Source organism: Synechococcus sp. 1G10, assembly GCF_002252625.1.
In the GTDB taxonomy this organism is placed as follows: Bacteria; Cyanobacteriota; Cyanobacteriia; order PCC-6307; family Cyanobiaceae; genus Regnicoccus_A.
The window spans coordinates 1-23,191 of the sequence record NZ_NQKW01000003.1 but is presented as its reverse complement, the minus strand read 5'-3'; the positions used below and the strand labels follow the sequence as shown (position 1 = coordinate 23,191).

Genomic DNA, 23,191 nt, shown 5'->3' with positions numbered 1-23,191 from the left:
TGAACTTTACCGATGGACGCGAGTCAGAGCGAGGTGGAGCTGATCCCGGTTCTGCACGACAACTACGTCGTCGTGCTCCACGACGGTGCACGGGCGGTGGTGGTGGACCCGGGCGTGGCCGAGCCGGTGATCACCTGGCTGGAGCGGAAGGGTCTTGAGCTGGTGTCGGTGCTGCAGACCCACCACCACCGGGACCACATCGACGGCACCCCTGGACTGCTGCGCCGCTGGCCTGGTGCAGCTGTGATGGCTTCAGGCGCCGACCGGGCGCGCATTCCCTTTCAGACCGTGGCCCTGCAGGACGGTGACCAGCTGGAGCTGCTGGGGCGCTGCGTGAATGTCCTGGCGGTGCCCGGGCACACCCGCTGGCACCTGGCCTTCTATCTCCCGCCGCTTGCGGATGGCAAGGGAGAGCTGTTCTGCGGCGACACCCTCTTTGCCGCGGGTTGCGGGCGGCTGTTCGAAGGAAGCCCCACGGAGATGCACAAGTCGCTGCAGCGGCTGGGGGCCCTGCCCGGGGACACCCGCGTCTGGTGCGCCCACGAGTACACCCTTGACAACCTGCGCTGGGCAGCGGCGAACTGTCCGGAGCCGGGGGCGGAGCGTCAGGCGATCCAGGAGCGGCTCGCGGCCGTGGAGGAGAGGCGGCGGCGGAATCAACCCACCATCCCCAGCACGATCGCCCTGGAGCGGGCCACGAACCTGATGCTCAGGGCCAGCGATGTGGAAACGTTCGCAAGCCGTCGCCGCAGCAAGGACCACTGGCAGGGCTGATCAGGCCGCCCTGGGGCTGGGGGACTCCGACGGCCAGAGGCTCTGGCCTGTGGGGAAGAGACGGGCGGGCTCGCCGGGCCGCAACCACGGGCGGCAGCGCAGGCCGAGTGGGTAGTCGCGCTCGAGGGGCAGTCGAAAGCGGAGATCAACCGGGGCAGCGGAGCCCAGGGCATCGAGCCGCACCTGGTAGAGCCACTCACGCCCGAGAAACTCGCGTGCCACCACCTCGGCGGGGCCACTGGGATCGACGTTGAGATCAAAGGCCGATGGACTCAGCAGCACCTGCCAGGGGCCAGGGGCATCAGCGCTTGGGATGGATTCGCTCGGCTCCGGGTGCAAGGCACCGAGGGGCGTGAGCAGCTGGTCGCCGCTCCAATGGGCCTCGAGCAGGTTTCCCTGCAACACGAAGCGGCCCACGAAGGCTGAGGCGGGGGCTCGCACCATCTCCCGCGGACTGCTGCATTGATGCAGGTGCCCCCCCTGCAGCACCGCGACCCGGTCGCAGATGGCCAGGGCCTCCTCGGGATCGTGGGTCACGATCAGGCCGCTGGCCTGGCAGCGGCTGAGCACGCCGGGGAGCTCGGCCCGCAGCCTCAGCCGCACCTCCACATCCAGGTTCGAGAAGGGCTCATCCAGCAGCAGCAGAGTTGGCCCAGGGGCGAGGGCCCGAGCCAGGGCCAGGCGCTGGCGCTGACCGCCCGAGAGTTCGTGGGGGTAGCGGCGCTCCAGCCCCGTCAGCCCCAGCAGCTCCAGCAGCCAGGCGGCCCGGCTGCGATCCTGGCGGGGCTTGAGCCCGAAACAGACATTGCTCCAGGCATCGAGATGGGGGAAGAGGGCGTAGTCCTGGAAGACCATGCCCACCCCACGACGCTCAGGTGCCAGCCAGCCGTGGGGGCCTGCCACCTCGTGGCCGTGGATCAGCACCCGGCCGCGGGCCGGACGCTCGAAGCCGGCGATCAGGCGCAGCAGGGTGGTCTTTCCGCAACCGGAAGGGCCCAGCAAACCCACCAATTCCCCCTGATGCAGCTGCAGGTTCACCCCCTGCAGGGTCCAGTTCTGTGGATTGCCGGCGTCGGTGGCGCCACGGGAACTGGGGTAGCGGTGCCAGACGTTCTCCAGCCGCACCGGATCTGGTCGCTCATCCGCCTGGAATGCGGTGGAGACAACCAACGGGACTGGGGAGGGAGGGGCGATGGAGCCTGGTCCGTACACTCGATTTCCATTTTCACCTGCCAGGGGCATGGGTACTCCAGCCGAGGCGATCACCACGGCCGCTGCTCCAGCACCGGTGGGTCCCTACAACCAGGCGGTCAAGGCGGGGGGGCTGCTGTTCTGCTCCGGCCAGATCGCCCTGGATCCAGCCACGGGCGTGCTGGTGGGCGACGGGGATGTGGAGGCCGAAACCAGGCAGGTGCTCACCAATCTTCAGGCGGTGCTGAGCGCGGCGGGCTGCACGGCCCAACAGGTGGTGCGCACCACGGTGTTCCTCACCGACCTGGCCGACTTCTCCCGGGTCAATGCCCTCTACGCGCAGGTGTTCTCCGCTGGGGTCTCGCCGGCTCGGGCCTGCGTTCAGGTGGCGGCACTGCCGAAGGGGGCCCTGGTCGAAATCGACTGCATCGCCCTGCTGAGCTGAAGGCTGGTGGTCACCGGCTGAGCCGTCACCCATGTCGTTGCTACCACAGCGCGCATCCTTTGAGATCCGTGTCTTGTAATGAAGGTGACAGTCAACAGCTGTCACACCCACCACCATAGGGAGGTTGTCGATGTGGGGCCATGGCGTTTTCTTCCTTCCGTACCGTCTCCACCGGCAAGCAGGCCCAAGTTGCGCGGCTGTACCGGTTGGTCGACCAGCGCTGCTGCCCCCATCCCGTCCTCGACGACCATTTCGATTCAATGGATGCCGCCTGGGACGCAGCCCAGGAGTGGTGGCAGCAGAACAGCAACGGCCTTGAGGACGCGATCGGCATCGGCGTCGAAGTGAGCACCCCCGGCGGCGACTGGCGGACGCTGCGCTACCCCGGCAACCACTGAGGCTGGGCGCCCTGATTCGTTCCCACTCAGCGGGCCATTGACCTGAGCAGTCAGGCAGTTCTGCGATCGCCTTGATCACGGTTGCCCCCGCCGCCGGGTGTCGATGGCCACTTAGCGTCTAGCTGAAGAAGGCCCTGCGCAGACTGCCGCTGATGCGCCTGCTTCACACCTCCGACTGGCACCTTGGGCGAACTTTCCACGGCGCCTCTCTGCTTGATGAGCAGGCGGCAGCGCTGGCGCGGATCGTGGAGCTGACCAGGGAGGGGGCTGTTGATGCGGTCCTGATCGCCGGCGACCTCTACGACAGGGCGATCCCGCCGTCCGAGGCCGTGCAGCTGTTCAACGACACTTTGGCCCAGTTGCGGCAGTGCGGTGCCGCCGTGGTGGCGATCGCCGGCAACCACGATTCCCACGTACGGGTGTCGGTGTACGACCCCCTGCTGGCCTGCTTCGGGGTGACGATCCGCGGGGACGTGCGCCGGGCCCATCAGCCGGTGCTGGTGAGCCCACGGCTGGGGGGGCCTCCGGTGGCGATCTACCCGCTCCCCTACCTGGAGCCGGCGGTGGATGGGCCTGGCCTGATCAGTGCGCTGGAGGAGGAGGTGCTGCCGGTGCGCCTGCGCCATGACGAGGTGACGCGGCTGGCGCTGGGGCGGATCCGCCGGGATCTCCAGGGGCGGCCGAAGCACCGCTCTGTGCTCGTGGCCCACACCTTCGTCGCTGGTGGGGAGAGCTCGGAGTCGGAGCGGGAGCTCACGGTCGGCAACGTCGATCGGGTGAGCGTGGAGGCCTTCGCCGGCTTCGACTACGTGGCCCTGGGCCATCTGCACGGCTCCCAGCAGCTGGATGGCCCCCGGCTGGCTTATTCCGGCACCCCCCTGCCCTATTCCTTCTCCGAGCAGCACCACACCAAGTCGGTGCGGATTGTGGAGCTCGACGCGGCAGGCCAGCCAACGGTTGAGCTTGTGCCGCTGCGGGTGGGCCGATCGCTCTGCACCATTGAAGGAGGCATCGACCAGCTCTGCCGTGATCCGCAGTTTGAGTCGGCCGTCAAAGCATGGGTGCGGGTGATCCTCACCGACGAGGTGCTGCCCCTGCAGGCCATGGCCCGACTGCGCCGGCGCTTCCCCCATGTGGCCGAACTGCGCCACCGTCCGCCGGAGGTGCTGCGCTCCACGGCCAGCGAGCGCAACCAGCAGGTGCGGCAGGCCGCTTCACCGTTTGAGCTGACCTCGGCATTCTTCGCGGATCAGCAGGGGAGAGCCGCCAATCAGGCCGAGGGCGATCTGCTGCGGGAGGCGCTCGAGGCGGCCGCGAAGGGAGGGGAGCGCTGAAACCACACCAGCTCAGGATCGAGGCTTTCGGGCCCTATGCCGAGCCCGTGGAGATCGGCTTCGACGCGCTTAGCCAGGAGGGACTGTTCCTGATCCACGGCAGCACCGGTGCCGGCAAGACCTTCCTGCTCGATGCCCTCTGCTTCGCGCTCTACGGCGAGGTGTCGGGGGATCGCAGCGTCAAGGCGCTGAAATCGGATCACGCCGAGCCCTCAGCCGTGCCGCGGGTGAGCCTGGAGTTCTCCAGCGGCGGGGCCCGCTACCGCGTGGAGCGATCGCCCGCTTACACCGCCCCCAAGACCCGGGGTGAGGGAACCACCGAGAAGGCGCCGCAGGCGGTGCTGTTCCGGCTGGTCGGCGACGAGTGGCAGCCGATCGCCAGCCGCACCACGGAGGTCACCCGCGAGGTGCAGGGGCTGGTGGGTCTCGATGCCGCCCAGTTCCGTCAGGTGATCCTGCTGCCCCAGGGCAAGTTCGCCGAAGTGCTGCGGGCCAGGGCTGAGGAGCGGGAGGCGCTGCTGAAAACCCTCTTCGACACGGTGATCTACGAGCAGGCAGGCAGCTGGCTGGAGGAGCGCGCCAAGACCGCCCGCATCGAGGTGGCCGAGCAGAACCGGACCCTGGAGGTGCTGTGCCACCAGGCCGCCCATGAGTGGAGCCCCTATGCCCTTCAGCCCTTGGAGGTACCCAACGATCAGGAGGGCCTGGACCTGCTGGTGGAGCAGATCGCTGTGGTGGTGGGGGGCACCCAGGACAGCCTGAAGCAGGCGGGCGCAAGCCTTGAGGTCGCCCGCAATGCGATGGCGGCAATCGAGAAGACGGCCGACCGCTGGGATCGGCGCGCAGCGGCCCTCTCGCGACTCAGCGAACTGGAGGCCAAGCAGGAGGCGGTCATCGACTTCCGCCAGCGGCTGAGCAGGGCGGAGCAGGCCGAGGCGCTGCGCCCCAGCGTGGAAGCTGAACAGGCTGCCCGTGACGCCCTGAGCAGCCTTGAGGCCGGGATCAAGGCAGAGCTGCTGCGGGCTAACCGGGCCAGGGACGCCGCTCAGGCCCTGCCGGCTTCGCTGGTCCTGCTCGATCTGATCGCACCGCCAAGCCTCGAGGAGCTGAGCGAAGCGCGCAATGCCCTGGCGGCGCGACGGGTGGAGCTGACGGGCCTGGCCAGTCAAGCCATGGAGGCAGCCCAGGCAAGGGCCAGGGCCACCGCCGCCGCTGGACTGGCCAGCAGAGCGGAGGAGCGGCTTACCAGCAGCAAAGCCGCCATAGAGAGCCGCCAACAGGCGCGCCAGGCCGCCGCCGATGCCTTCACCAAAGCCTGCTCGGCCCGTGACCAGCTCAACGGGTTGCAGCGGGCGGCAGAGGAGGCCCGTGATCGCGCCCGAGCCGTGGAGGCCATCGCCCCTGCCCAGCAGCAGGAGAACGAGGCCACGGCCGCGAAAACCAGGGCCGATGGTCGGCTCAGCCAGGCCAAGGCGGCTTTGAACGATCACCGGCGACGTCATATTGCCGGCATGGCGGCCCGGCTCGCCGCCGGACTGGAATCTGGAGCCCCCTGCCCCGTCTGCGGTTCGGCGAACCATCCGACACCAGCTCAGCCATCCCTGGACGCCGTCAGTGATGAGGCGATCACTGCGGCGGAGAGCCAGCTGAACGCGGCAACCAAGGCGGCCGAGCAAGCCGCGGTTGGTGTGCAGAAGTCACAGGGAGAACTGGCGGCGGTCCTTGAGAAAGCCGGCGGCGCCAACCTTGATAAGTTGACGGCGCGCACTGCGGCTCTTCAGGCCAGGGAGAGCCTGGCCACGGCGCAGGCCCTGGCCGAAACAGTGGCCGGCCTGGAGCAGGCGATCAACGATCACGAGCAGGAGCTCCAGGCACTCCAAGCGAGCCTTCAGTCGGCCAGCACGGAGCTGGCCATGCAGTCCAGGGGCGCCGCGGACGAAAATCAACGGGCGCAGACCCTCACCGCCGACATCGCCAGCCAGCTTGGGGAGGGGGTCGATCCACTGCAGGCGTTGAAGACCTTCGAACCCCTGGAGGAAGCACTGAAAGCTCTGGCGGGATGCTGCCAAGCCATCACCACTGCCATGACCCGGCTTGAGCAGGCTTCGGGCCGCCTGGCGAGGGATATGGCCGGAACGGAGTTTGCCGATGGCCTGGCCGTCGTTGCCGCTCTAAGAGAGGAGAACGTGCGCCAGCTCTGGGCCCAGCGGATCAAGGCCTACGAGACGGAGTTGATCGGGCTGAGGGAACTGCTGGCCTCATCCGACCTGGCCGGTCTGCCAGTGGAGCGGCCAGACACCGCGGCTGCCCAGGAAGCGGTGATCACCGCTGATGCCGCCCGCACGGCGGCCGTCGAGCGCCACAGCGAAGCCCGAGGAGCGCAGGCGGAGATCGAGCGGGTCAGCTCTGAGCACAGGAGCGGGGCAGGCGAGCTGGCCGCCCGGCGGGAGCGGGCACAGTTGTTGAGTGCCGTGGCCGATCGCTGCTCTGGCAAGGCCGCTCCTTTCATATCCCTGCAGCGCTGGGTGCTCTCCGCCTATCTGGGCGATATCTGCCGCTACGCCAACCAGCGACTTGAGCTGATGACCTCAGGCCGCTATCAGCTGCGGCTCACCGATGAGGGGGGGCGCGGCGGCCGCCAGGCGGGCCTGGGCCTGCGTGTCCTCGATGCCTACACCGGCGAGGAGCGGGAAGTGAGCAGCCTCTCGGGCGGCGAAACCTTCCAGGCCTCCCTGGCCCTGGCCCTCGGCGTGGCCGACACCGTCGAGGCCCATTCAGGCGGGGTGCACCTCGAGGCCCTGTTCATCGACGAGGGCTTCGGCACCCTAGATCCCGACAACCTCCAGCTGGCGATGGACGAGCTCGACCGGCTGCGGGAAGGCGGCCGCATGATCGGCATCATCAGTCACGTGGGAGCCCTCAAGGAGCGGATCCGCGACGGCATCGAGGTGCTCTCCAGCGATCAGGGCTCGATGGTGCGTGTAGGGATGAACGCTCTCTCCTGACCAGAGCCGAGTGAGCTTCCAAGCATTGACGCATTCGCCTGGAGCTCGGTAGGTAAGGTCGATAACGGCGGGGCGTGGCGCAGCTTGGTAGCGCGGGTGCTTTGGGAGCACTAGGTCGCAGGTTCGAATCCTGTCGCCCCGATTGACTTCTCAGCCATAAGACAGAAGGGGCGCGGACAAAAGCGCGGACAACCCTTCCTGCTAGGCCGTCTCGCCACGCCGCTTGCAAGCCGAGTTGTCCGCGAGTTTGCCTGCAAGCTGCTGCGGCCCTCTGCAGGAAGCCATTAAGATCATCATCAAGAACCGAATGGCGTGGAAGCGTTAGCAACCGCGTCCGTAGCCGAGCCGTCTGGGGTGGCGCTCAGTCAGGAATTGGGTCGGGGTTGCCGCAAGCTGTACTGCTGAGCTTGTTGTGCCCAAACCCAACCGCTACTCACGAAGGTCCGGCGTCGGAATCATCCAGATGCCTAAGGACTCCACGCTCTCCGCACAGGAGATGATGGCGGCAGCGGACGAGTTCAACCCGCCACCAGGCAAACCACAGCGCCAGCACGACTGGAGCAAGGGGAATTTCGTCATCTACGAGATGGCCCTTGCAGCAGTTGATTACTGCCGACGCCGTGATCGGGCCTGGTTCAAGGCACGCAAAAACCAGTAATACACGTTTGTGGCACGAAGCCAGTCAATTCAGACTGGTATGTCATGTCTTCCCAAGAAGCGGGCGCCCCCTGGGTGCCAATCACACAGTTGTCGGAGGCCGTAGGGCCTTCTGAGCGTCAGCTTGCTGAATACAAAAAACAGGGCATCCTCAAGCCCGGCCATCACTTTTACACCGTCGGGCCAAAGCGCGGCAGGTTCTATTACAGCGTTCCCCGTGTTCGGGAAACGTTGCTGGAGCTTGCGGCAAAGCAGGCCCGTCGGCGCCGACCGGAGACGTATGACGCTGCCCATGCATCGCAGCTGAGTGCTACGAGGGCGGGCTGATGGCTGGCTGCAAAGAATGTTCCACCTCCATGGTGGGCAGGCTGGCTTTAGTCGAACGTTCCTGGCTCATCAGCGCCCTAGTCGTCGTGGGGAGCTGAGCGGCAGATGGGACTGTCTGAAGAGCACAGGGCCTTTCTGTTAGCGGCGGGAATCGACGACCTAAGGGCCACCGCCGTTCACTCGATCAGCTCCCTGTTGGATCTGCCGCGCGGGTTTGAGAAGTACAGCTGGCTGGTGGGGAGCGGGCTGGATCCCATGGTTTTCACCTGGCAGCCGTTCGACGGTCCAGCAATCCATCAGGTCAGGTGGAAGGGGGAGAAGGACGGCCAGCCCAAGGGTGAGTACCGCTGGCCCAACCAGGCGTCGATGGTGCTGGCGGTGCCGCCTGGTCACCAGGAGCTGGTGGCACGCTCGGACGTGCCATTGGTGATTGTGGAAGGTACGAAGCAGTACCTGGCCGCGGCATCGGCTCTGGCTGGGGCCCAGGTCGCCGTCGTGGGGGTGAGCGGCTGTGATGGGTGGCGATGCAACGGCAAGCCCATCCCCTGCTTGGAGCGGATCCCCCTCAAGGACCGCACCGTCTTCCTGGCCTTCGATGCCGACGTGGCCACCAAACTCAGGGTGTGGGAGGCAGCTAATCACCTGGCGGACGTTCTGGCCCAGGAGATTGGCGCCCTGCTGGTGCGCTTCGTGCTGCTCCGTGCTGGTGGCACCGCGGGCCTGGATGACGTGCTGGGGGTGGCCGAGGGCCACGAGCGCCAAGGGCTGATCATGAACCTGCTGCGCCATGCCCCCAGCAGGCTGCCAGCCCGCCCCAGCGCCACCGAGCTGCCCCACGCGGAGAAGATTGCCAAGCTGCGCCAGCAGGCCGCCACCCTGCTGGCCGAGAAGGTGCGCGTCACCGAGCGGGTTCCCCTGCTGCGGGCCTTTGCCCGTGATCTCGACATCCTGCTGAAGGATCAGGAGCTTCTCCAGTGCGTCTGGGATGCCAAGCGGGCTGCAAGGGGCAACACCGAAGCCGTGGCACCTGGGGAGGTGCTAACCCGCACCAAGGACCGCTGGCTGTGGGAGGGCGTGCTGTTGGCCGCCTGCCTGAACCTGATGGTGGCTCTCCCCAAGGCGGGGAAGACCAGCCTTCTGGTGGCAGTGATCGCCGCCTGGAGCCGTGGCGCCACCGAGTTCCTGGGTTTGCCGCTGATCGGCCCCTGCCCGCCCGTTCTGCTGGTGGGGGTGGATATGCCATCCAATGACTGGGTGGAGATGCTGAGCGGCTTCGGCCTGCTGAACGAGGACGACACCTTCGGCTGGCCGATCGTTGGCCTGTTCCACAAGGGCCGTCCGCTCACCCTGGATACCGTCGGCATCGAGAAGATCGAGGCCTACGCCGAGAAGCACCCAGGCCTGCTTGTTCTGTGTGACAGCTACGCCGAGCTGACACGCGGTCTGGGGTTGGAGGAGAAGGACGCCAGCTTTGCCGAGCCAGCGTCGGATCTGATGGAGGCCCTGGCCCCCCACGGAGCGGGTGCGGTGATCGTTCACCACAGCGGCAAGGTGCTTTCCCACTCGGCGGCCAGCACCGCATCCAGGGGGACCACCGCCCTTCCAGCTCTGAGCAGCCAGAACATCAACCTGGCGCCTGCGGCAAGGGGTGAGGACTGGTTCCTGGATGACCGCAGGGTTCTGGTCACCGAAGGCCGCGGCGGGGCCCCTGTGCGTCTCCTGGTGGAGCGGGAGAAGGCCACAGGTCAATGGGTCAGCCACGGCAGCCCCGACGCGGTGGAGGCCGCCAACCGCCGCCAGAAGGTGGAGGACGATCTGACCGATCGCCAGGGCGATGTTCTCTCCGTGGTGCGTCTGCGCTGGCGGGAGCAGGGGGAGAGAACCACTGTGAAGCAGGTGGTGGAGATTCTGGGCATCCAGGGATCGAGCGCACACAAGGCGGTCTGGCGGAACCTGGATCAGCTGGCGAGGAAGTCCCTGGTCCAGTCCCTGAAGGTGACGCTTGACGGGACACCCACGGATCAGTTCTGGCCCATGGGTGAGGGCAACCCGCCGCCCGCCGTGGTGGATGTGGTGGCCGTCTCCGTGGGGGGTGAAGCGGAAGCCACCGAGGCACCGATCGCAGGGGATGGGGCGGGGACGATTCCACCCCTCGCGCGGGGACAGACCCAGGGTGGAATCGATGGAATCGACGCAAGCGTTATATGCGGGGGGACCAGGGAGGGTGGGGTGTGGAATCGTTCAGAAGAACCCTTGCAAACACTGAACGATTCCATCGATTCCACCCCCCGCACGTCCCCGCGCGAGGGGTGGAATCGTTCAGGCCCCCAGGGTGGAATCGACTCGGCTCCACCCCTGGACGATTCCACCCCCCTACCCGCGGCAGCGGACCCCCTGGGCCAGGAGTTGGTGCCCACCCCCAAGCCCCCCAGGAAGAAGCGGGTCATCAAGGCCAAGCCAGCCCCCACCCCCGTGGAACCCCGCGTGGTGGCGGCCCCCATCCCCACCCCCTTCGAGGGCGAGCTGCCTGAGGACATCACCTACGTGGCCGCGTCCACCGATCTCCCCGACCCCGATGCCATGCCGCTCTGGCTCGGCTTCGACCTGGAGACCTTCAACCGCCGCACAGATCTCCACCGTCACGTGGCGGGCCTGTTCCCCTCCCTGGGTGGTGAGATCCGCCTGGCGCAGATCCACGACGGCAGCCACACCTGGGTGGTGGATGTGGCGGTGATCGGCGCCCCTGCGATCGAGTGGCTCCGCTCCCTGGTGCGCAACCCACAGCGGACCCTGTGCGGCCACAACCTGCTGTTCGAAGCCACCTTCCTGATTGCCGCGGGGATCCGCCCCCTGTGCGGCTGGTGGGACACGATGCTGGCGTCCCAGCTGATCGGTGACCTGGCGGGCAGCAGCCTGGCGTCGGTGGCGCGGCACTACCTGGGGGAGGAGCTGGACAAGGAAGCCCAGACCAGCGACTGGGGGAACGCCTTGACCGCTGAGCAGCTGCAGTACGCCGCCACCGATGCCAAGGTGGTCTGGCCCCTTGCGCACGCCCTGCAGGGGCACCTGAAGGCCACTGGGCAGGTGATGGCCCTGCACCTGGAGAACAAGATGATCGGCCCCTGCGCTGATGGACAGGTGCGTGGCCTGGCCGTGGACCTGGAGGAACTGGCACGTCTGGAGGTGCTAGCCCGAGAGGCCCGCACGGAGAAGGTGGCACGTCTGCACGTGCTACTGGGGATCGAGAACTACCGCTCGGTGGAGCAGCTGCACCCAGCCCTGGCCGCGGCGGTCGGTGCACCGCTGCTGAAGAAGGAGACGAACAAGGAGACGGGGGCGAGGGAGGACCGACCCACCACCGACGCCCAGGCCCTGGCCCCCTACCGCGGCATCCCCGCCGTGGATCTGCTGCTGGAGGTGCGCGACCTGGACGCCACCCTGAAGGAGGTCACCTGGCTGCGCCGCGACATCGCCCAGGGTGATGGCCGCATCCACCCCAGCTACCGCATCCTGGGGGCCAACACGGGCAGGACCACCACCAGCGCCCAGCTGGGTGAGGGCAGCAAGCTGCGCCGCGTTCCATCCGACACCGAGGTCTATGGCCCCACAGCCCAGAAGGCTGGCCAGTGGAAGACCGAGAAGCTCCCCCAGTACGGCTTCAACTTCCAGGGGCTCACGGGCCGCACGAAGGCCGCTCTGGTCACAGGCAACCCCGACACGGTGCTGCTGGATCTGGATTGGGACAGCATCGAGATCGCCCTGCAGGCCAGCCCCAGGCTCTACAACGACAGCGGCTGCCGCCAGGTGCTGCTGGATGGGGTGGACCCCCACGCCCTGATGGCGCTCACCCTGTTCGATCTGCCACGCCCCCAGGGCCTGGTGACGAAGGATGCCGTCACCACAGCCCAGCGCATCGCCGCCAAGCCAGCCAACTTCTCCCTGGCCTACGGCTGTTACCCCAAGAGCCTGCAGGGGCTGCTGAGCGCCGCCCAGGGCGTCCCCGTGGCCGAGCACAAGGCCAGGGAGGTCTACGACGCCTGGCATCGGTTCCACCCCCAGATCAGCCGCGAGATGGCCCAGTACGCGGACGGCACCATCTACCAGGTCCGCACCGTCAGCGGTCGCAGGATCCGCAACGTCGGCAACGGCGCCAACGCTGACGGCACCAGACCCACCTTCCCGATCTACCGCACGAACGGCGTGAACTTCCCCATCCAGGGCTCAGGGAAGGACCTGCTGGCCGATGCCGCTGGAGACCTGTGGCAGGAGCTGGATCAGTACCCTGGCGTGAGGGTGATCGGCCTGATCCATGACGAGTTCCTGCTCGAAGTGCCCAGCGATCAGCTGGAGCAGGTGAAGGCCGCGGCCCTGGCCGTGATGACATCCCCGCGGCTCCGGGAGACCTACCTGGGAGACATCCCACTGAAGGCCGCGGCCCAGGTCGGCGAGAGCTGGGGCGATGCCCACTGAGCGCTTCCGTATGACCATTACGGAACTTTAAGCAGGGGAGAGACATGAGAGCAGATCCTTAGCTATCCATGGACTAGGCAGGGAACAGCGACATGCCTTCCTTTCGCATTGGAGAAGCTGAATATGATGGAGAGCAGGACGTTCAGGATCTGCTTGACGCCCTACAGGAAGCGGATGAACATCTAATGTCGGATCCTACTTGGCAGTTGATACGTGCTACTTCTGAAACGTTCATCGGGAGCGTTGAGAATTGCATCCAGGGGATCTCAGCTGGTCAGCTCACAGCGCTTTTAGTGGCTATAATCTTTGATAATGAAGAAAGCGCGGACAATGCTGGATACACTTTAGACGAAGACTATGACGCGAGATACAAAGATAATCATAGCAGCAGGAGTCATGAGATGCTATTTAACCCTAAGGAATACTTCAAAAAGTTTGAGCACTTATTCAGGGAAGAAATTTGCATCGATCCCGAAGAGTATGACGGGTCTGTATTCATTGAATTACTAGAAAATATGTGCTCCACGGGCTTTGGGGATTAGAAATAAGTTAACCTCACTGGTTTAAGGGCGCCTCGAAGACTGACTAAGATCACCAGAGCCTAAAGCTGGTTTCACCCGTTGTGTACGGCAGCAGGCCATGCTTCAGCGCCAGCAGCAGGTCCGCACGCTTGGCCTTCGAGGTCCACACCCCACCCACCTGGGTGAGCCCTATGGCCTGGGCCATGCGGCGCAGATACACCACGGTGAACTGGTCCAGCGGTGGCCTGGTGATGACGGCCAGCGGCTCGGGAGCCAGCCGATGCTCCACCCCCCTCCTGAGCAGTTGGCACCTGCGGGGTGGTGCGATGCACCAGATGGCGAAGTCGACTCCGGCGGGCCCGGCCCTGTCGATTTGGGCCACGGCAACAAACCACCGCCCTCGCCAATCTCCTGCAAAGAAGTAGCAAATCGCCTGCAGTCTATGGCAAAGTATTGATAGCGACATGTTAGCATCAAGTGTCACAGTCACAATCCCTAGTCAAGCCTAATCGGAAGCCACCAAAAGAGCGCGATGAAGAAAAGATCGAGCGCGACATAGAGGCTTACAAGCTAACTCTGCGTGGAGTCTCTTGGAGATCAATACAGCGAAAGATGGACTATCCAAGCCCAATGGCGCTGAAGCGTGCCCTTGATCGCGGCGAGAAGTACGCCAAAGAGCGTGGCATTGATTGTGATGCAGTCAAGGTCAAGATCAACGAGCTGTTCGATGACACGCTCGGCGCCCTGGCCGCTGATATCCGCTATCAGTCCATCAATGGCCAGATCACCGAGGAGCTTGATGCCGATGGCAATGTCATCAGCAGACGGCGCACACGCGGCATCAGCCCCCGCACTGCAGGAGAGTTGTCACGCTCCCTTGTTCGCTGGGCTCAGTTCTGTGGCCTGATGGATGGCAGTGCTGATACGAGCAGCAATCAGACCAACTTCATTCAACTCAATTTGCCTTCTGATGGTGCCAGCTTCGAGAATCGCTGGGCTGGTGCGTCTGAGGTGAGGACTCTCGATGTTGAGCCCATTCAGACCAGCGAGCAGGCCCGCAAGATCGAGGCCACAGTTTCACCGACACCGGCCAAGAGCATGGTGGATCCTGCCACCGAGCAATTCAACGAGAATCGGCCTGCAGCAGGTGGCTGATGCGACAAGGAATTCAGGACGCTGGAGCTGGGAGTGCATTCATTGGTCCAGTTCAGACGCTCTCGCTTTGCCATTCAAGAGAGGCCTAGACGGGCGAGGACACGCTTGACGCCCATAGCGTTCCATTTGCCCTTGCCTCCGGTAGTGGGGACCCCGCTGCCTGTTAGAGCTTCGGCAATGGTCTGCATGGAGTCGCCGCGTTCACGCATGGGGCGAATGATGCCGGCCAGCTTCTCGGCCACCTGTTGAGCCTGGGCAGCACGTTCTGCATTGGCGGCAGCTTGCTTGGGAAGTCGAGCACCGAGCGCCTTGCCTTTCACCTTGGCCGCATTCAAGGCGTCCCTGGTGCGCTCGCTGATCCGGCGCGATTCGAATTCAGCCACGCTGGCCATCACTGACAGGATCAGCCGGCCAGCGCTGGTGGTGGCGTCAACGTCGGGGAGATCGCAGAACAAGAAGCCTGCCAGACCGTTGGCCTCCGCTTCACGGCTCAGCCGAAGCACCAGCTCAGCATCACGTGCTAACCGGTCAAGCTTTGCAACCGCAACGGCGGCTCGCTGCTTTCGGGCTTCCTCCAAAGCTGCAGCCAGCTGTGGTCTGTCGGGCTTCCGCCCTGACTCGACCTCTACGAATTCCGCCACAACCTTGGCATTTCTTTGAAGTGCCAGCTCTTCCACGCGAGCCTTTTGAGCTTCAAGCCCAAGCCCGCTCTGCCCTTGCCGCTGGGTGCTGACGCGGTAATAGGCAACAAGGTCCACAGCTCTTCATCAATTCTTCGCCTGTTATAGCACGTCTACGTTCGTCAGCCTGTTATGGTGGTGGGGATCAGGCGGAGACCTTCGAACTCCCCCGCCTGAGAGCCCCATCCATGACTACCACCTCCACGGCTCTTGCCGTCGGCAGCATTTCTGCTGGGACATTGCGCCCCGACCAGCTGGCTGACTCCTTCCTTGGCACCATCGATGATCTGCGAATCGCAGACCGTGCTCCAGATGGTCTGATCGATCGTGCTCAGCTGCTTGCTTGCAGTGCATCGAGCCCCGTTGCTCCCGAGCTGCCAGATGACGCAAGCGAAATCATCGAAGAACTGATTGAGCTGCTCGACGGTGCCGCCAATCCTGGCTGGTTCTTCGGCAGCCATCCGGGTGATGGCGCTGACTTCGGTTTCTGGCCCATCGACGATGACGACCAAGAACCGCCCACCTTGCGCCAGATGCTGGAAGATGCCGGCAGCCGCTGGGTCGATACAAACTGGAGCGCACCGAACAACGCAGCGATCGACGACATCATCGAGCGCTTCGATGATTGCCCAGAGTCGCTGCAAGACTTCGACCACAGCGACTGGGTGAACCTGGCGGAGTGCTACACGCGAGACCTGCTGGCACGCTGGGGCCGGCAGGAAGACAGCATTCGTGCACTGTTTGACGCCTACTGCGAGGCCATCGGATGCACGTCTACCCTGGAGGCATTGGAAGGTCAGACAATCGATGACCCAGACGATTTCACCGCTGCTTATGTGAACCTGGCGATGAGCTGGGGAGCGCAAGAGCTATGCCGCGAGATCTATCCAGACCGCTGATACTGTCTCTGGGCAAGGTAGGCTATGCTTACCTTGTCCACCAGTAAGCATAAGGAATGGGGGTATGGTTGCAATCTCCACCCTTCAGTCTCGTCTCCCACTCACTCCCCAGAGCGCCAACCACCCCAGATTCACCACCCCGGGTAGGGGGGGCAATCTGCGCCTCATCACCTTCACCCGCGCTGAATATTTTGACGCCCAATCTTCACCGTCCTGTGGCGCATTGAGCCGCGACTAGATTGGAGGAAGGATGCTCGCCGGCTATGACTCAGACCGCACCACGGCTGCCTGCACCAGCCCCGGAGATTGGTGAAGCAAACCTGACTCAGCGGATTCTGCTTGATTGCCCGCTGGCTGATGATGTTTGTGCCATAACCGCAAGGGGTACTGGCAAGTCCTATGCCATTCCGCTGATAACCGCCCGTGATGCCAGTATCTTCAAGGGCAGGTACAGTTGCCTGATCACACGTCAGACCTACCAGGGTCTTGTTGAACTGCAGGGCCTGCTTTGGCGCTATTACGCCAGGGCCTTCCCAGGCACCACTTGGAGCGGCGCCACGATGCTGTTCAAGCTCGGTGGGCCTGATGCTCCTTTCGGCTCAGTGGAACTGGGCTATGTGGGCAACGGGCCTGTTGAGATGCAGAAATCACTCTCCCGCTATCAGGGGCGTAGCTACGTTTGCCACATCCATGACGAAGTCGGTACCCATCCCACCAGTGACTTCATCGACACCGTACGGGCCACATTGCGTGCACCGGAAGGCATCCAGACCCGTGTGATCCTGCTGGGTAACCCTGGAGGCGCTGGCCATGCGTGGCTGCAGACAAGATTCGGCATACCTTCGGGCTATCCAGAAGCCGGCAAGCCCACACGGTTCTACAGCGAGGACCTGGAGAAGCACTGCGTCTATTTCAGTGCCACTGCGGCCAGCAACCAGTACATCGACCTTGATGCTTACATCCGCAGCCTGCGGGTGGCATGTGGTGATGACCCTGCGCTGCTAGATGCCTGGCTCAGAGGGCGGCTGGACGTGGAGATTGCCGGGGCGTTCTTCGGGACGAGCTTCTCGGTGCGCCGCTCCATGCGTGAAGTGAAGCCTGGGGAGATCAACCTGAGGCTCCACAAGCCCTTCGTGGTGGGCGACTGGGGCTGTGCTGCCCCATCGGTGTTCTATCTGGCCATTCCGGACCCACCAAGCGCCCCCAAGGGCAGCCTGTGGCTGATCGATGAGATGTACGTCTGCGCCAGCACCAGCGGTGGGCAACGGGATTGGACCCGTGGCTCCTACATGAGCAATGCCGAGCAAGCCATGGCGCTCAAGGAATGGCTGAGCAGATGGGGACTGGAGCCAAGGGATCTGCAGATCGTGATGGACGATGCCGTGTTCAACGCGACCGGCGGGCCGAGGGGTTCAGTGGCTGGTGACTTCCAAGATGCCGGTGTGCGGTTTCGCCGTGCCGGGAAGCTCTCGGTGAGAGAAGCGAACGGCCTAGCCTTGGTCCGCACGATGCTGCAGGCAGCAAGTCGTGACCCGGAGACACCGTGGCTCCTATGGAGCAAGGCATGTCAGGGCTGGATGGCCACGGTGCCGACGCTGCCCCGCCACCCGACAGATTGTGAGCGAGTAGCTGATGGAACGGCGCAGCACGCATTGGATGCAGTGCGGTATGGGGTGGTTTGGCAGCGCAGCAGGAGCATGGTGGGGTCGACGAACTTCAGGGTGTGGTGAAAGCTTTAGTGGTTGGGACCCTCTCAGGGATTCTGGTGACTCGCCTAAGGGGGTACCTCTGGGCCCTGATCCATTGGAAGGTGTGACACTCACTAGCCTGCCTCTACAACAACGCTCTCCCCGTTGAGGCTTCTGACATATCAGTTTAGCCTGATCTTTTTCGTAGCTCAAGCAGCAGGTTGGTTAGACGCCCACCTTCCATCCCAAAGTGAATTTCCCTGTGATGGGAGGGACACAGGCATGCAACATTATCAGGGATGTCTGTACCACCACTAGCCAGGGTCCGAATATGATGGACCTCGATGAATGCTTCTCCGTCTGACCTAAGAAATAGCTGGTACAGACAGCCAGGGACTTCGCATCGGAACTGTGCGCGAGTCTTGGCAAACACGATCACTGCAGGATCACGATCAAAGATAGTTGTTGTAATGGTTCCAGATCGAGGAATGTCTGAGGTGGCCCGCTTGGCGATTCGTTGCAATAATTCCTGCTGACTCAACGCGGCCAATGCTGATGTTTTTGATTTGAGCGATTCAGATTGAGTGTCAAGCGACTTCTGAATCCATGAGTTCGTCCATAGTGAATGAAACTCCTTCTCTATGGCACTTTGATTAAGTTCTCGGCTAGTCCTGTCGAAGAACTCTGCCCAGACTGCACGGTCTATATCGCTTCCTCCCTTGAGCCCAGCTCGCTGGTCCCTTGGATCAATTGCTCGAAAGTTCATGATCTTGTTATATACCCCACTCACGGAGCGACCGGTCAAGAGAGCAAGCTCTGCCACTGGGCTGCCTCTCTTCCTAGAGATCTCTTGGTTAAGCGTATATCCGTAAGTTCGAAGTGCAGCCAGCGACTCTGCTCTACTCCAGTCCACTCCTGTACGCAACCAAAGCTGGCCAAGTCGATCAGCTTGATCTTGGTTAACGGGATAGTTTGTCCCTGCTGGCTGCCGGATAACTAACAGGTCATGGCAAATAGGATCTTCAACCAACCAGTCTCTCTTAATTATCTCGCGTGAACTCGCAGACTTTTCTAGTCGTATTCGAACTCTACATTGTACTGATGTAGCATTTGAAGCATACTTCCAGTATGGCACCGAGACCTGATCATCGGGGCCCTCATATGGCTCAGATATCACCGTCGCCTTCGCTACGATACCGGCAGTGCCACGGGCATCTCCAGCGGATCTCCAAACATATACATCGTCTCCTGGCATGATCTTGTCACGATGCTGCTTTGCAAGCCAGGAAAAATCAACGGGATGGCTTTGCAGAAACCCATCAAGATCAAAAATAGAAGGGTTTCCTTGAAAAATCCAAGTCCTCATAATACTCTTGTCCAGGGAGAACGGCTATAGCACCTAAACTCAGCAAGATGCATCGCAGTCTAGGATCAACTGTCAGATATTGTAAGTTACGTCAACTGCTTGCATTACCCCTTTGCTAGCGAAGTTGTCTGCCCGGCCTGAGGGACTCAGATTCGCACAGAATTTGGCCGATCAGGCGCCAAGCCCTTTCTTCGCACAGCCGCAGACTTTTGTGACCGCGCCTCGCTGAGCACGTTAAACCGCACCTTCGGCGACTCCTTGAGCAGCTCAATCAGTGAGAGAGATAGGCGGCATGGCTCTCGATCTCGCTGCCGCCCTGCACCTGGCTGAGGCGTTCGTCGATCAGTCCCCGCTGGTGATCTGTCACAAGGCAGACCTCCTCGCGCAACACCATCAAGAGCGGCAGTACTACATCCGTCATCTTCAGGCGGAGGATTGCAGCCTGTACGGGACGAGTTAGCAGCAAAGTGCACCCCGCATTGCCTGCAGTTGATTTAGCGTTGCCTGCATGTAGGCCATGGCATACCCTGCGTCATTGATGGCACGGTCGAGCTCGAACGCAACATCATGGCTGGGTACGGGTAAGTCGTCGTCGTCGGCTGACCGGAACATCGTCTGGATGGTCAAAGCAAGGCTCCAGACCGTGCGGGCGCAGCCGGATGCCTCGCGTGCATCACGTGATGCTGCACGGGCTGCTTTGTAGAGATCAAATTTCATGGCGGGGTGGTGGTGAAGGATGCCCGATGCGCTCGGGGCGGGCGGTGGTGACTAAAGGCTTGGCCCTTTCACAGGGAAGGGCTTGTGGACACTCTCTGTGTGGAAGTAGATAGCCGCCCAATCATTGGTAAGCTTTGCTCTACCGCTAAATGTTGTTACGTTATCTTTGATGCATCTTGTAATTAAGACTTCAGGAGAGATTGCTCCTGAAGGGCATTCGGCGTTAAGGCGGAATTCTTTTCCTTGCTTATCAAACAAGGTATAGCGATACCTTGAGCACGAATCCCAGTCGCGTCTAAGGACATTGCTTATAAGCGCGTTAGTCGATGGGGAGATTCTTTGTATTGTCAAGCCTCCGCATCGGTAAGTGTCTTTATCAAGGCCTCCAATTTCTGCAAATGATCTAAGTGAATCTTTGATGCAGTGAATCGGTGGGCCTGAGTCAACGACAATATAGGCGCTACGTTTTATTTCTTTAGTTTCTGTCCGGGGAAGACTCGGGCAGTGTTTAGCCATTGCGGGTAATGCCGTAGCTGTCAAAATGGCAATGGTTAGAATGAGCTTTTTCATTTTTCTGTTGGTCTGGAGACGATGGGATGGATGGTGAATGCACCGATGCGATCGGGGCAGCGAGCGGACTATCAGCGAAGGGCGGTGCGGATAGCGGGGACCAGACCCTCGAACGAGGCCACGCTGATGAATGACAAGTAGTCACCATTTTCCAGCGACTCCGTAAAAGCTGAACACGCAACGGTCGAGTCTGGTCGAACTTCACATGATCCGCCTTGAACGGGGAGGATCGTCTGGTCTTGGGTTCCCAAGCCGATTACTACGGCTTGCACTGGATGCTTACCAACGAATGGACCCTCGACAAGGGCATAACTGATGAGCGGCTTGCTGAGTGACGGATGTACGGGGGAGAAGTGAACATTGATGTTCTCCTTCTGGGAGACAGAGATCCCCTGACAGCGCTCCCTGGTGGTGTCGATGTTGCGGATTGCCTTGGAGTTTGCGCTGTTGTTCTTGTCAAACCTCATCGTGCAGAATTGACTGAGCTGCCAGGTAGACGGGGCGGTGGTGTTCTGTGCGTGAACAGGTGCGGCAAAGAGCAGGACAGCAGCAGCGGCGATATCGAAGAAGCGCTTCATGGTGCGGGTGTGGTGGTGGGTGGGTGGTGGGATGATGTGAAAAGCTCGACTCACCGAAAGCCGGATGAGTAGTCGCTTACCGGCTGTGGGAAGATTTTTGTGGAGGAGGGTGCTCCTTTCTCCATTGACGTTGTGGGGGTAGCGCCAGAGTTTAAGACCTGCACTATCTCGCTTCGCATGTAGTAATCAGGCAGCTGATAGTCGGCGACAGTGCAGAGCTTGACACCAAACAGACGTCCCGCCCAAGTAGTGGAATAGTTGAAGTTGATGCTGGTTTCAAACTGCTGATCAAAAATGTCAGCAGTATCCTTGAGTGTCGGGCAGATGTACACGTTGGACTTGTTGAGCTTGTGGCTGACGTCGGCTTGAATGCGCAATCCCCATGCCGAGCGCATAACGCCAAACATGTTGGTCGCCTTGCGTGCTGCTACTACAGCTGGGTCTGAGCCGTGAGCGCTTTCTACCAATGCCAGTTGGTCAACGACAGGCTGGTAAACGCTGGTTGAGTCAGCCAAGCTAGTGCCTGTGGTCAGGCGCGCCGCAACTTGCTTCATGGCATCGCGGAGAGGCTGAACCTCGTCTTTAACGACAGCTGGAGTAGTGAAAGCTTTGACGCAACCAGCAAAATCAGCAGCTGTTTGGCATTGCTTGACGATCGCGGGAGTCGGCTGTGCGTAGGCCGGTGAGGCGGTGATCGCGATGGCAGCAGCAGCAGCGGAGGTGAGGAAGCGGTTCATGGCTATGAACGGTGGTCGTGGTGGGTGGTGGGGGTATGGGCATCTGCTTCCCCCTGACCTCTTCACCATCTCCTGGGCGCACGTCTCACCACATCCCCTGATCGGGGGATTTCCACACCCATCGCTCAATTCAGGCTAGTTAGAGAATGATTCTTGTCTATGCTCCAGCTTGTGTTCAAGTGTTCCCAGCAGCAGAATTGCCAAGAAGGGGGGTATGTTGCAAGAAAGTGCCTCTACTCAGGTGATTGTATCTGCGCAGTTTTAGGTGGATGGCGCCTACTGGACTAAAGAACCTGTACGACCTCCACTGCCAAGTACAACAGCACTTCCTTCATGTGTCAGCCATCCGGAGCGGAAGCCTTCCTCTGCGGTAATGGTGCGCACCTCCTTGTAGTATCCCGTCCCATCGGATGTGATTGCTGCTGAAAGATGCCGCAATCCTGGGTCGTACTGCCTCAGCCACAAACGCAACTCCCCCGCGCTCATCACACGTCCTGAGATTGGCTGCAGCTGCAGAGCAGATCCCAGGTCCGTAAGAGTAAAGAACCTGCCGGTCGTCTCCAGGTCATCCCCGGAAAATGGCCGGATGCCATCACCAGTGATCAGGAGATAGAGCGGACGCGTAGCGGCTTCTTCAACCTGTGGCAATGAGAGCCGAGCTGCTGGCCGCTCCGGCTGTGTAATGGGTGGCGGGGCTACTGGTGGTTGTGGAGTGGGTGCCTGTGGGTTGCTGACCCGCCCTGGAGCCGCGAGTGCCAGCACGACAGCCGTGATCATCAGAACGCCCAGAACGTTCATGAAGACATCGATCAAGCTGTCGAAGCTCAGCTCGGCTGCACCAGAGCGACGACGACCTCTCTGATTTACTGCCATGGCAAGACGGCCTCCTCTGATGTGGGCTCGTAACCAAGCTGCGACCCGCTGGCCCGGAAGGCTTCTACCAGAGAGTCAAGTGAGGGGAAGCAGGAACCGGATACCGCCAGGTAAACGTTGGGGGCTGCCAGTTCCCGAGCCACCTCAGCAGCACTGGTGGTGCCGAGTGACCAAGACTTGATTCTCTCGCCGTTTCCGGGATCGAACTGCTCCAGGCTCTCTCCCTTGCAAAGCAGGAAGGAAGTGGCCGCAGTGACATCACGGCCACCCACCGTGGTGATCTCGACGAGAGCGGGGGATGTCCTGGACTCTGAAGCCGCAGCTGGCAACGGTTCAGGTGCAGCCTGGGTTGTTCCCTGCTCCCCGATCGAGAGGGCCAGCACCGAAATCACCAGCAGCACGATCACCATAACCGCGCTGAGGATGTCGAGGAAGCCGATCAGATCAACTCCGGTACTAGAGCTTCGCCGTGGACGTCTCATCTTGAGCCAATCGAGGGAAGAGGGAATCGTTGATGCTTGCTTCGAGATCTCCGGCCAGCCGATACTCCGAGCGCTCAGCCAGGCTCATCAACACCATGCAGCCGACGGCGCAGACAATCCCCAGAAGGGTTGTGTCAAAGGCGGTGGAGAGGCCACCGGTGACCTGCGTGAGGCCAGCCTTCACCTTCGTCAGATCCGTCACATTGGCCAGCAAGCCAGAGAAGCCACCGATCGAGACGGAGATGCCAAGTACGGTTCCGAGAAAGCCCAGCATCGGCAGCACCCAGATCATGGTTCGGGTGACCAGGAAGCTGTCCTCAATCT

At 62.2% G+C, this 23,191-nt stretch carries 22 protein-coding genes and 1 tRNA gene; 12 read left to right on the top strand and 11 right to left on the bottom strand.

Annotated elements, in window-relative coordinates:
• Positions 1 to 12 precede the first annotated feature (12 nt).
• Positions 13 to 774 carry a hydroxyacylglutathione hydrolase gene (gene gloB / locus CJZ82_RS03515; RefSeq protein ID WP_094554436.1) on the top strand — a complete coding sequence of 254 codons (762 nt, stop codon included), beginning with the start codon at positions 13 to 15 and terminating at the stop codon, positions 772 to 774.
• On the opposite strand, the gene CJZ82_RS03510 is transcribed toward gloB, so the two are convergent.
• The gene (locus CJZ82_RS03510; RefSeq protein WP_094554435.1) at positions 775 to 1,944 is read right to left on the bottom strand and encodes an ABC transporter ATP-binding protein; all 1,170 of its coding nucleotides are present in this window, start codon (positions 1,942 to 1,944) and stop codon (positions 775 to 777) included. It lies immediately after the preceding gene.
• 70 nt (positions 1,945 to 2,014) lie between these two features.
• On the opposite strand from CJZ82_RS03510, the gene CJZ82_RS03505 reads away from it, so the two are divergent.
• The 8 genes from CJZ82_RS03505 to CJZ82_RS03470 all read left to right on the top strand — a co-directional run bounded on the left by CJZ82_RS03505 (position 2,015) and on the right by CJZ82_RS03470 (position 13,143).
• Entirely contained in the window at positions 2,015 to 2,410 is a 396-nt protein-coding gene (locus tag CJZ82_RS03505; protein WP_094554434.1) for a Rid family detoxifying hydrolase, read from the top strand.
• A gap of 140 nt (positions 2,411 to 2,550) precedes the next feature.
• Complete coding sequence (locus tag CJZ82_RS03500; RefSeq protein ID WP_094554433.1) at positions 2,551 to 2,808, top strand: hypothetical protein; 258 nt, start codon at positions 2,551 to 2,553, stop codon at positions 2,806 to 2,808.
• A gap of 152 nt (positions 2,809 to 2,960) precedes the next feature.
• Positions 2,961 to 4,142: an exonuclease SbcCD subunit D gene (locus tag CJZ82_RS03495; protein WP_094554432.1), complete on the top strand. Its 1,182-nt coding sequence runs from the start codon at positions 2,961 to 2,963 to the stop codon at positions 4,140 to 4,142.
• Positions 4,139 to 7,147, top strand: a complete 3,009-nt coding sequence (locus CJZ82_RS03490; RefSeq protein ID WP_094554431.1) for an AAA family ATPase — start codon at positions 4,139 to 4,141, stop codon at positions 7,145 to 7,147. The genes CJZ82_RS03495 and CJZ82_RS03490 overlap by 4 nt, the downstream gene beginning before the upstream one ends.
• Before the next feature lie 68 nt (positions 7,148 to 7,215).
• Positions 7,216 to 7,289, top strand: a tRNA-Pro gene (locus CJZ82_RS03485).
• A 321-nt stretch (positions 7,290 to 7,610) separates the two neighbouring features.
• Positions 7,611 to 7,805 carry a hypothetical protein gene (locus CJZ82_RS03480; protein ID WP_094554430.1) on the top strand — a complete coding sequence of 65 codons (195 nt, stop codon included), beginning with the start codon at positions 7,611 to 7,613 and terminating at the stop codon, positions 7,803 to 7,805.
• Positions 7,806 to 8,236: 431 nt separating this feature from the next.
• Positions 8,237 to 12,601, top strand: a complete 4,365-nt coding sequence (locus CJZ82_RS03475; protein WP_094554429.1) for a DNA polymerase — start codon at positions 8,237 to 8,239, stop codon at positions 12,599 to 12,601.
• Between the two features lie 92 nt (positions 12,602 to 12,693).
• The gene (locus tag CJZ82_RS03470) at positions 12,694 to 13,143 is read left to right on the top strand and encodes a hypothetical protein (RefSeq protein WP_094554428.1); all 450 of its coding nucleotides are present in this window, start codon (positions 12,694 to 12,696) and stop codon (positions 13,141 to 13,143) included.
• Between the two features lie 49 nt (positions 13,144 to 13,192).
• Here CJZ82_RS03470 and CJZ82_RS03465 read toward each other — a convergent pair whose 3' ends face one another.
• The gene (locus CJZ82_RS03465) at positions 13,193 to 13,504 is read right to left on the bottom strand and encodes a hypothetical protein (protein ID WP_143593531.1); all 312 of its coding nucleotides are present in this window, start codon (positions 13,502 to 13,504) and stop codon (positions 13,193 to 13,195) included.
• 95 nt (positions 13,505 to 13,599) lie between these two features.
• On the opposite strand from CJZ82_RS03465, the gene CJZ82_RS03460 reads away from it, so the two are divergent.
• On the top strand, positions 13,600 to 14,277 hold the full coding sequence (locus CJZ82_RS03460) for a hypothetical protein (RefSeq protein ID WP_143593530.1): 678 nt from the start codon (positions 13,600 to 13,602) through the stop codon (positions 14,275 to 14,277).
• 74 nt (positions 14,278 to 14,351) lie between these two features.
• On the opposite strand, the gene CJZ82_RS03455 is transcribed toward CJZ82_RS03460, so the two are convergent.
• Positions 14,352 to 15,035 carry a recombinase family protein gene (locus CJZ82_RS03455; protein WP_094554425.1) on the bottom strand — a complete coding sequence of 228 codons (684 nt, stop codon included), beginning with the start codon at positions 15,033 to 15,035 and terminating at the stop codon, positions 14,352 to 14,354.
• Between the two features lie 110 nt (positions 15,036 to 15,145).
• On the opposite strand from CJZ82_RS03455, the gene CJZ82_RS03450 reads away from it, so the two are divergent.
• Together CJZ82_RS03450 and CJZ82_RS03445 are read left to right on the top strand one after the other, a co-directional pair.
• Entirely contained in the window at positions 15,146 to 15,856 is a 711-nt protein-coding gene (locus CJZ82_RS03450; protein WP_143593529.1) for a hypothetical protein, read from the top strand.
• Between the two features lie 560 nt (positions 15,857 to 16,416).
• On the top strand, positions 16,417 to 17,586 hold the full coding sequence (locus CJZ82_RS03445; RefSeq protein ID WP_143593528.1) for a hypothetical protein: 1,170 nt from the start codon (positions 16,417 to 16,419) through the stop codon (positions 17,584 to 17,586).
• A gap of 145 nt (positions 17,587 to 17,731) precedes the next feature.
• Here CJZ82_RS03445 and CJZ82_RS19525 read toward each other — a convergent pair whose 3' ends face one another.
• The 8 genes from CJZ82_RS19525 to CJZ82_RS03420 form a co-directional block, all read right to left on the bottom strand.
• Positions 17,732 to 18,910 (bottom strand): EVE domain-containing protein, encoded by a 1,179-nt coding sequence (locus CJZ82_RS19525; RefSeq protein ID WP_094554422.1) that lies wholly within the window; start codon positions 18,908 to 18,910, stop codon positions 17,732 to 17,734.
• Between the two features lie 271 nt (positions 18,911 to 19,181).
• Positions 19,182 to 19,331 carry a hypothetical protein gene (locus CJZ82_RS18230; protein ID WP_158218481.1) on the bottom strand — a complete coding sequence of 50 codons (150 nt, stop codon included), beginning with the start codon at positions 19,329 to 19,331 and terminating at the stop codon, positions 19,182 to 19,184.
• A 35-nt stretch (positions 19,332 to 19,366) separates the two neighbouring features.
• Positions 19,367 to 19,627: a hypothetical protein gene (locus CJZ82_RS17665; RefSeq protein ID WP_143593527.1), complete on the bottom strand. Its 261-nt coding sequence runs from the start codon at positions 19,625 to 19,627 to the stop codon at positions 19,367 to 19,369.
• 641 nt (positions 19,628 to 20,268) lie between these two features.
• Positions 20,269 to 20,775 carry a hypothetical protein gene (locus CJZ82_RS03435; protein WP_094554421.1) on the bottom strand — a complete coding sequence of 169 codons (507 nt, stop codon included), beginning with the start codon at positions 20,773 to 20,775 and terminating at the stop codon, positions 20,269 to 20,271.
• Positions 20,776 to 20,825: 50 nt separating this feature from the next.
• A complete protein-coding gene (locus CJZ82_RS03430; protein ID WP_094554420.1) occupies positions 20,826 to 21,512 on the bottom strand; it encodes a hypothetical protein in 687 nt (228 codons plus the stop codon).
• A gap of 276 nt (positions 21,513 to 21,788) precedes the next feature.
• A complete protein-coding gene (locus tag CJZ82_RS17660) occupies positions 21,789 to 22,385 on the bottom strand; it encodes a hypothetical protein (RefSeq protein ID WP_233130013.1) in 597 nt (198 codons plus the stop codon).
• A complete protein-coding gene (locus CJZ82_RS03425) occupies positions 22,376 to 22,867 on the bottom strand; it encodes a hypothetical protein (RefSeq protein WP_143593525.1) in 492 nt (163 codons plus the stop codon). Before CJZ82_RS03425 ends, CJZ82_RS17660 begins: the two co-directional genes overlap by 10 nt.
• Complete coding sequence (locus tag CJZ82_RS03420) at positions 22,842 to 23,159, bottom strand: MotA/TolQ/ExbB proton channel family protein (protein WP_158218480.1); 318 nt, start codon at positions 23,157 to 23,159, stop codon at positions 22,842 to 22,844. The genes CJZ82_RS03425 and CJZ82_RS03420 overlap by 26 nt, the downstream gene beginning before the upstream one ends.
• Between the last annotated feature and the right edge of the window lie 32 nt (positions 23,160 to 23,191).

Coding starts and splice junctions, on each gene's coding strand:
- CJZ82_RS17665 (WP_143593527.1), bottom strand. CDS start 19,627: ATGAAATTTGATCTCTACAAAGCAGCCCGTGCAGCATCACGTGATGCA.
- CJZ82_RS03470 (WP_094554428.1), top strand. CDS start 12,694: ATGCCTTCCTTTCGCATTGGAGAAGCTGAATATGATGGAGAGCAGGAC.
- CJZ82_RS03425 (WP_143593525.1), bottom strand. CDS start 22,867: ATGAGACGTCCACGGCGAAGCTCTAGTACCGGAGTTGATCTGATCGGC.
- CJZ82_RS18230 (WP_158218481.1), bottom strand. CDS start 19,331: ATGACGGATGTAGTACTGCCGCTCTTGATGGTGTTGCGCGAGGAGGTC.
- CJZ82_RS19525 (WP_094554422.1), bottom strand. CDS start 18,910: ATGAGGACTTGGATTTTTCAAGGAAACCCTTCTATTTTTGATCTTGAT.
- CJZ82_RS03445 (WP_143593528.1), top strand. CDS start 16,417: ATGCTGTTCAAGCTCGGTGGGCCTGATGCTCCTTTCGGCTCAGTGGAA.
- CJZ82_RS03495 (WP_094554432.1), top strand. CDS start 2,961: ATGCGCCTGCTTCACACCTCCGACTGGCACCTTGGGCGAACTTTCCAC.
- CJZ82_RS03500 (WP_094554433.1), top strand. CDS start 2,551: ATGGCGTTTTCTTCCTTCCGTACCGTCTCCACCGGCAAGCAGGCCCAA.
- gloB (WP_094554436.1), top strand. CDS start 13: ATGGACGCGAGTCAGAGCGAGGTGGAGCTGATCCCGGTTCTGCACGAC.
- CJZ82_RS03505 (WP_094554434.1), top strand. CDS start 2,015: ATGGGTACTCCAGCCGAGGCGATCACCACGGCCGCTGCTCCAGCACCG.
- CJZ82_RS03480 (WP_094554430.1), top strand. CDS start 7,611: ATGCCTAAGGACTCCACGCTCTCCGCACAGGAGATGATGGCGGCAGCG.
- CJZ82_RS03430 (WP_094554420.1), bottom strand. CDS start 21,512: ATGAACCGCTTCCTCACCTCCGCTGCTGCTGCTGCCATCGCGATCACC.
- CJZ82_RS03475 (WP_094554429.1), top strand. CDS start 8,237: ATGGGACTGTCTGAAGAGCACAGGGCCTTTCTGTTAGCGGCGGGAATC.
- CJZ82_RS03450 (WP_143593529.1), top strand. CDS start 15,146: ATGACTACCACCTCCACGGCTCTTGCCGTCGGCAGCATTTCTGCTGGG.
- CJZ82_RS17660 (WP_233130013.1), bottom strand. CDS start 22,385: ATGGCAGTAAATCAGAGAGGTCGTCGTCGCTCTGGTGCAGCCGAGCTG.
- CJZ82_RS03420 (WP_158218480.1), bottom strand. CDS start 23,159: ATGATCTGGGTGCTGCCGATGCTGGGCTTTCTCGGAACCGTACTTGGC.
- CJZ82_RS03435 (WP_094554421.1), bottom strand. CDS start 20,775: ATGAAGCGCTTCTTCGATATCGCCGCTGCTGCTGTCCTGCTCTTTGCC.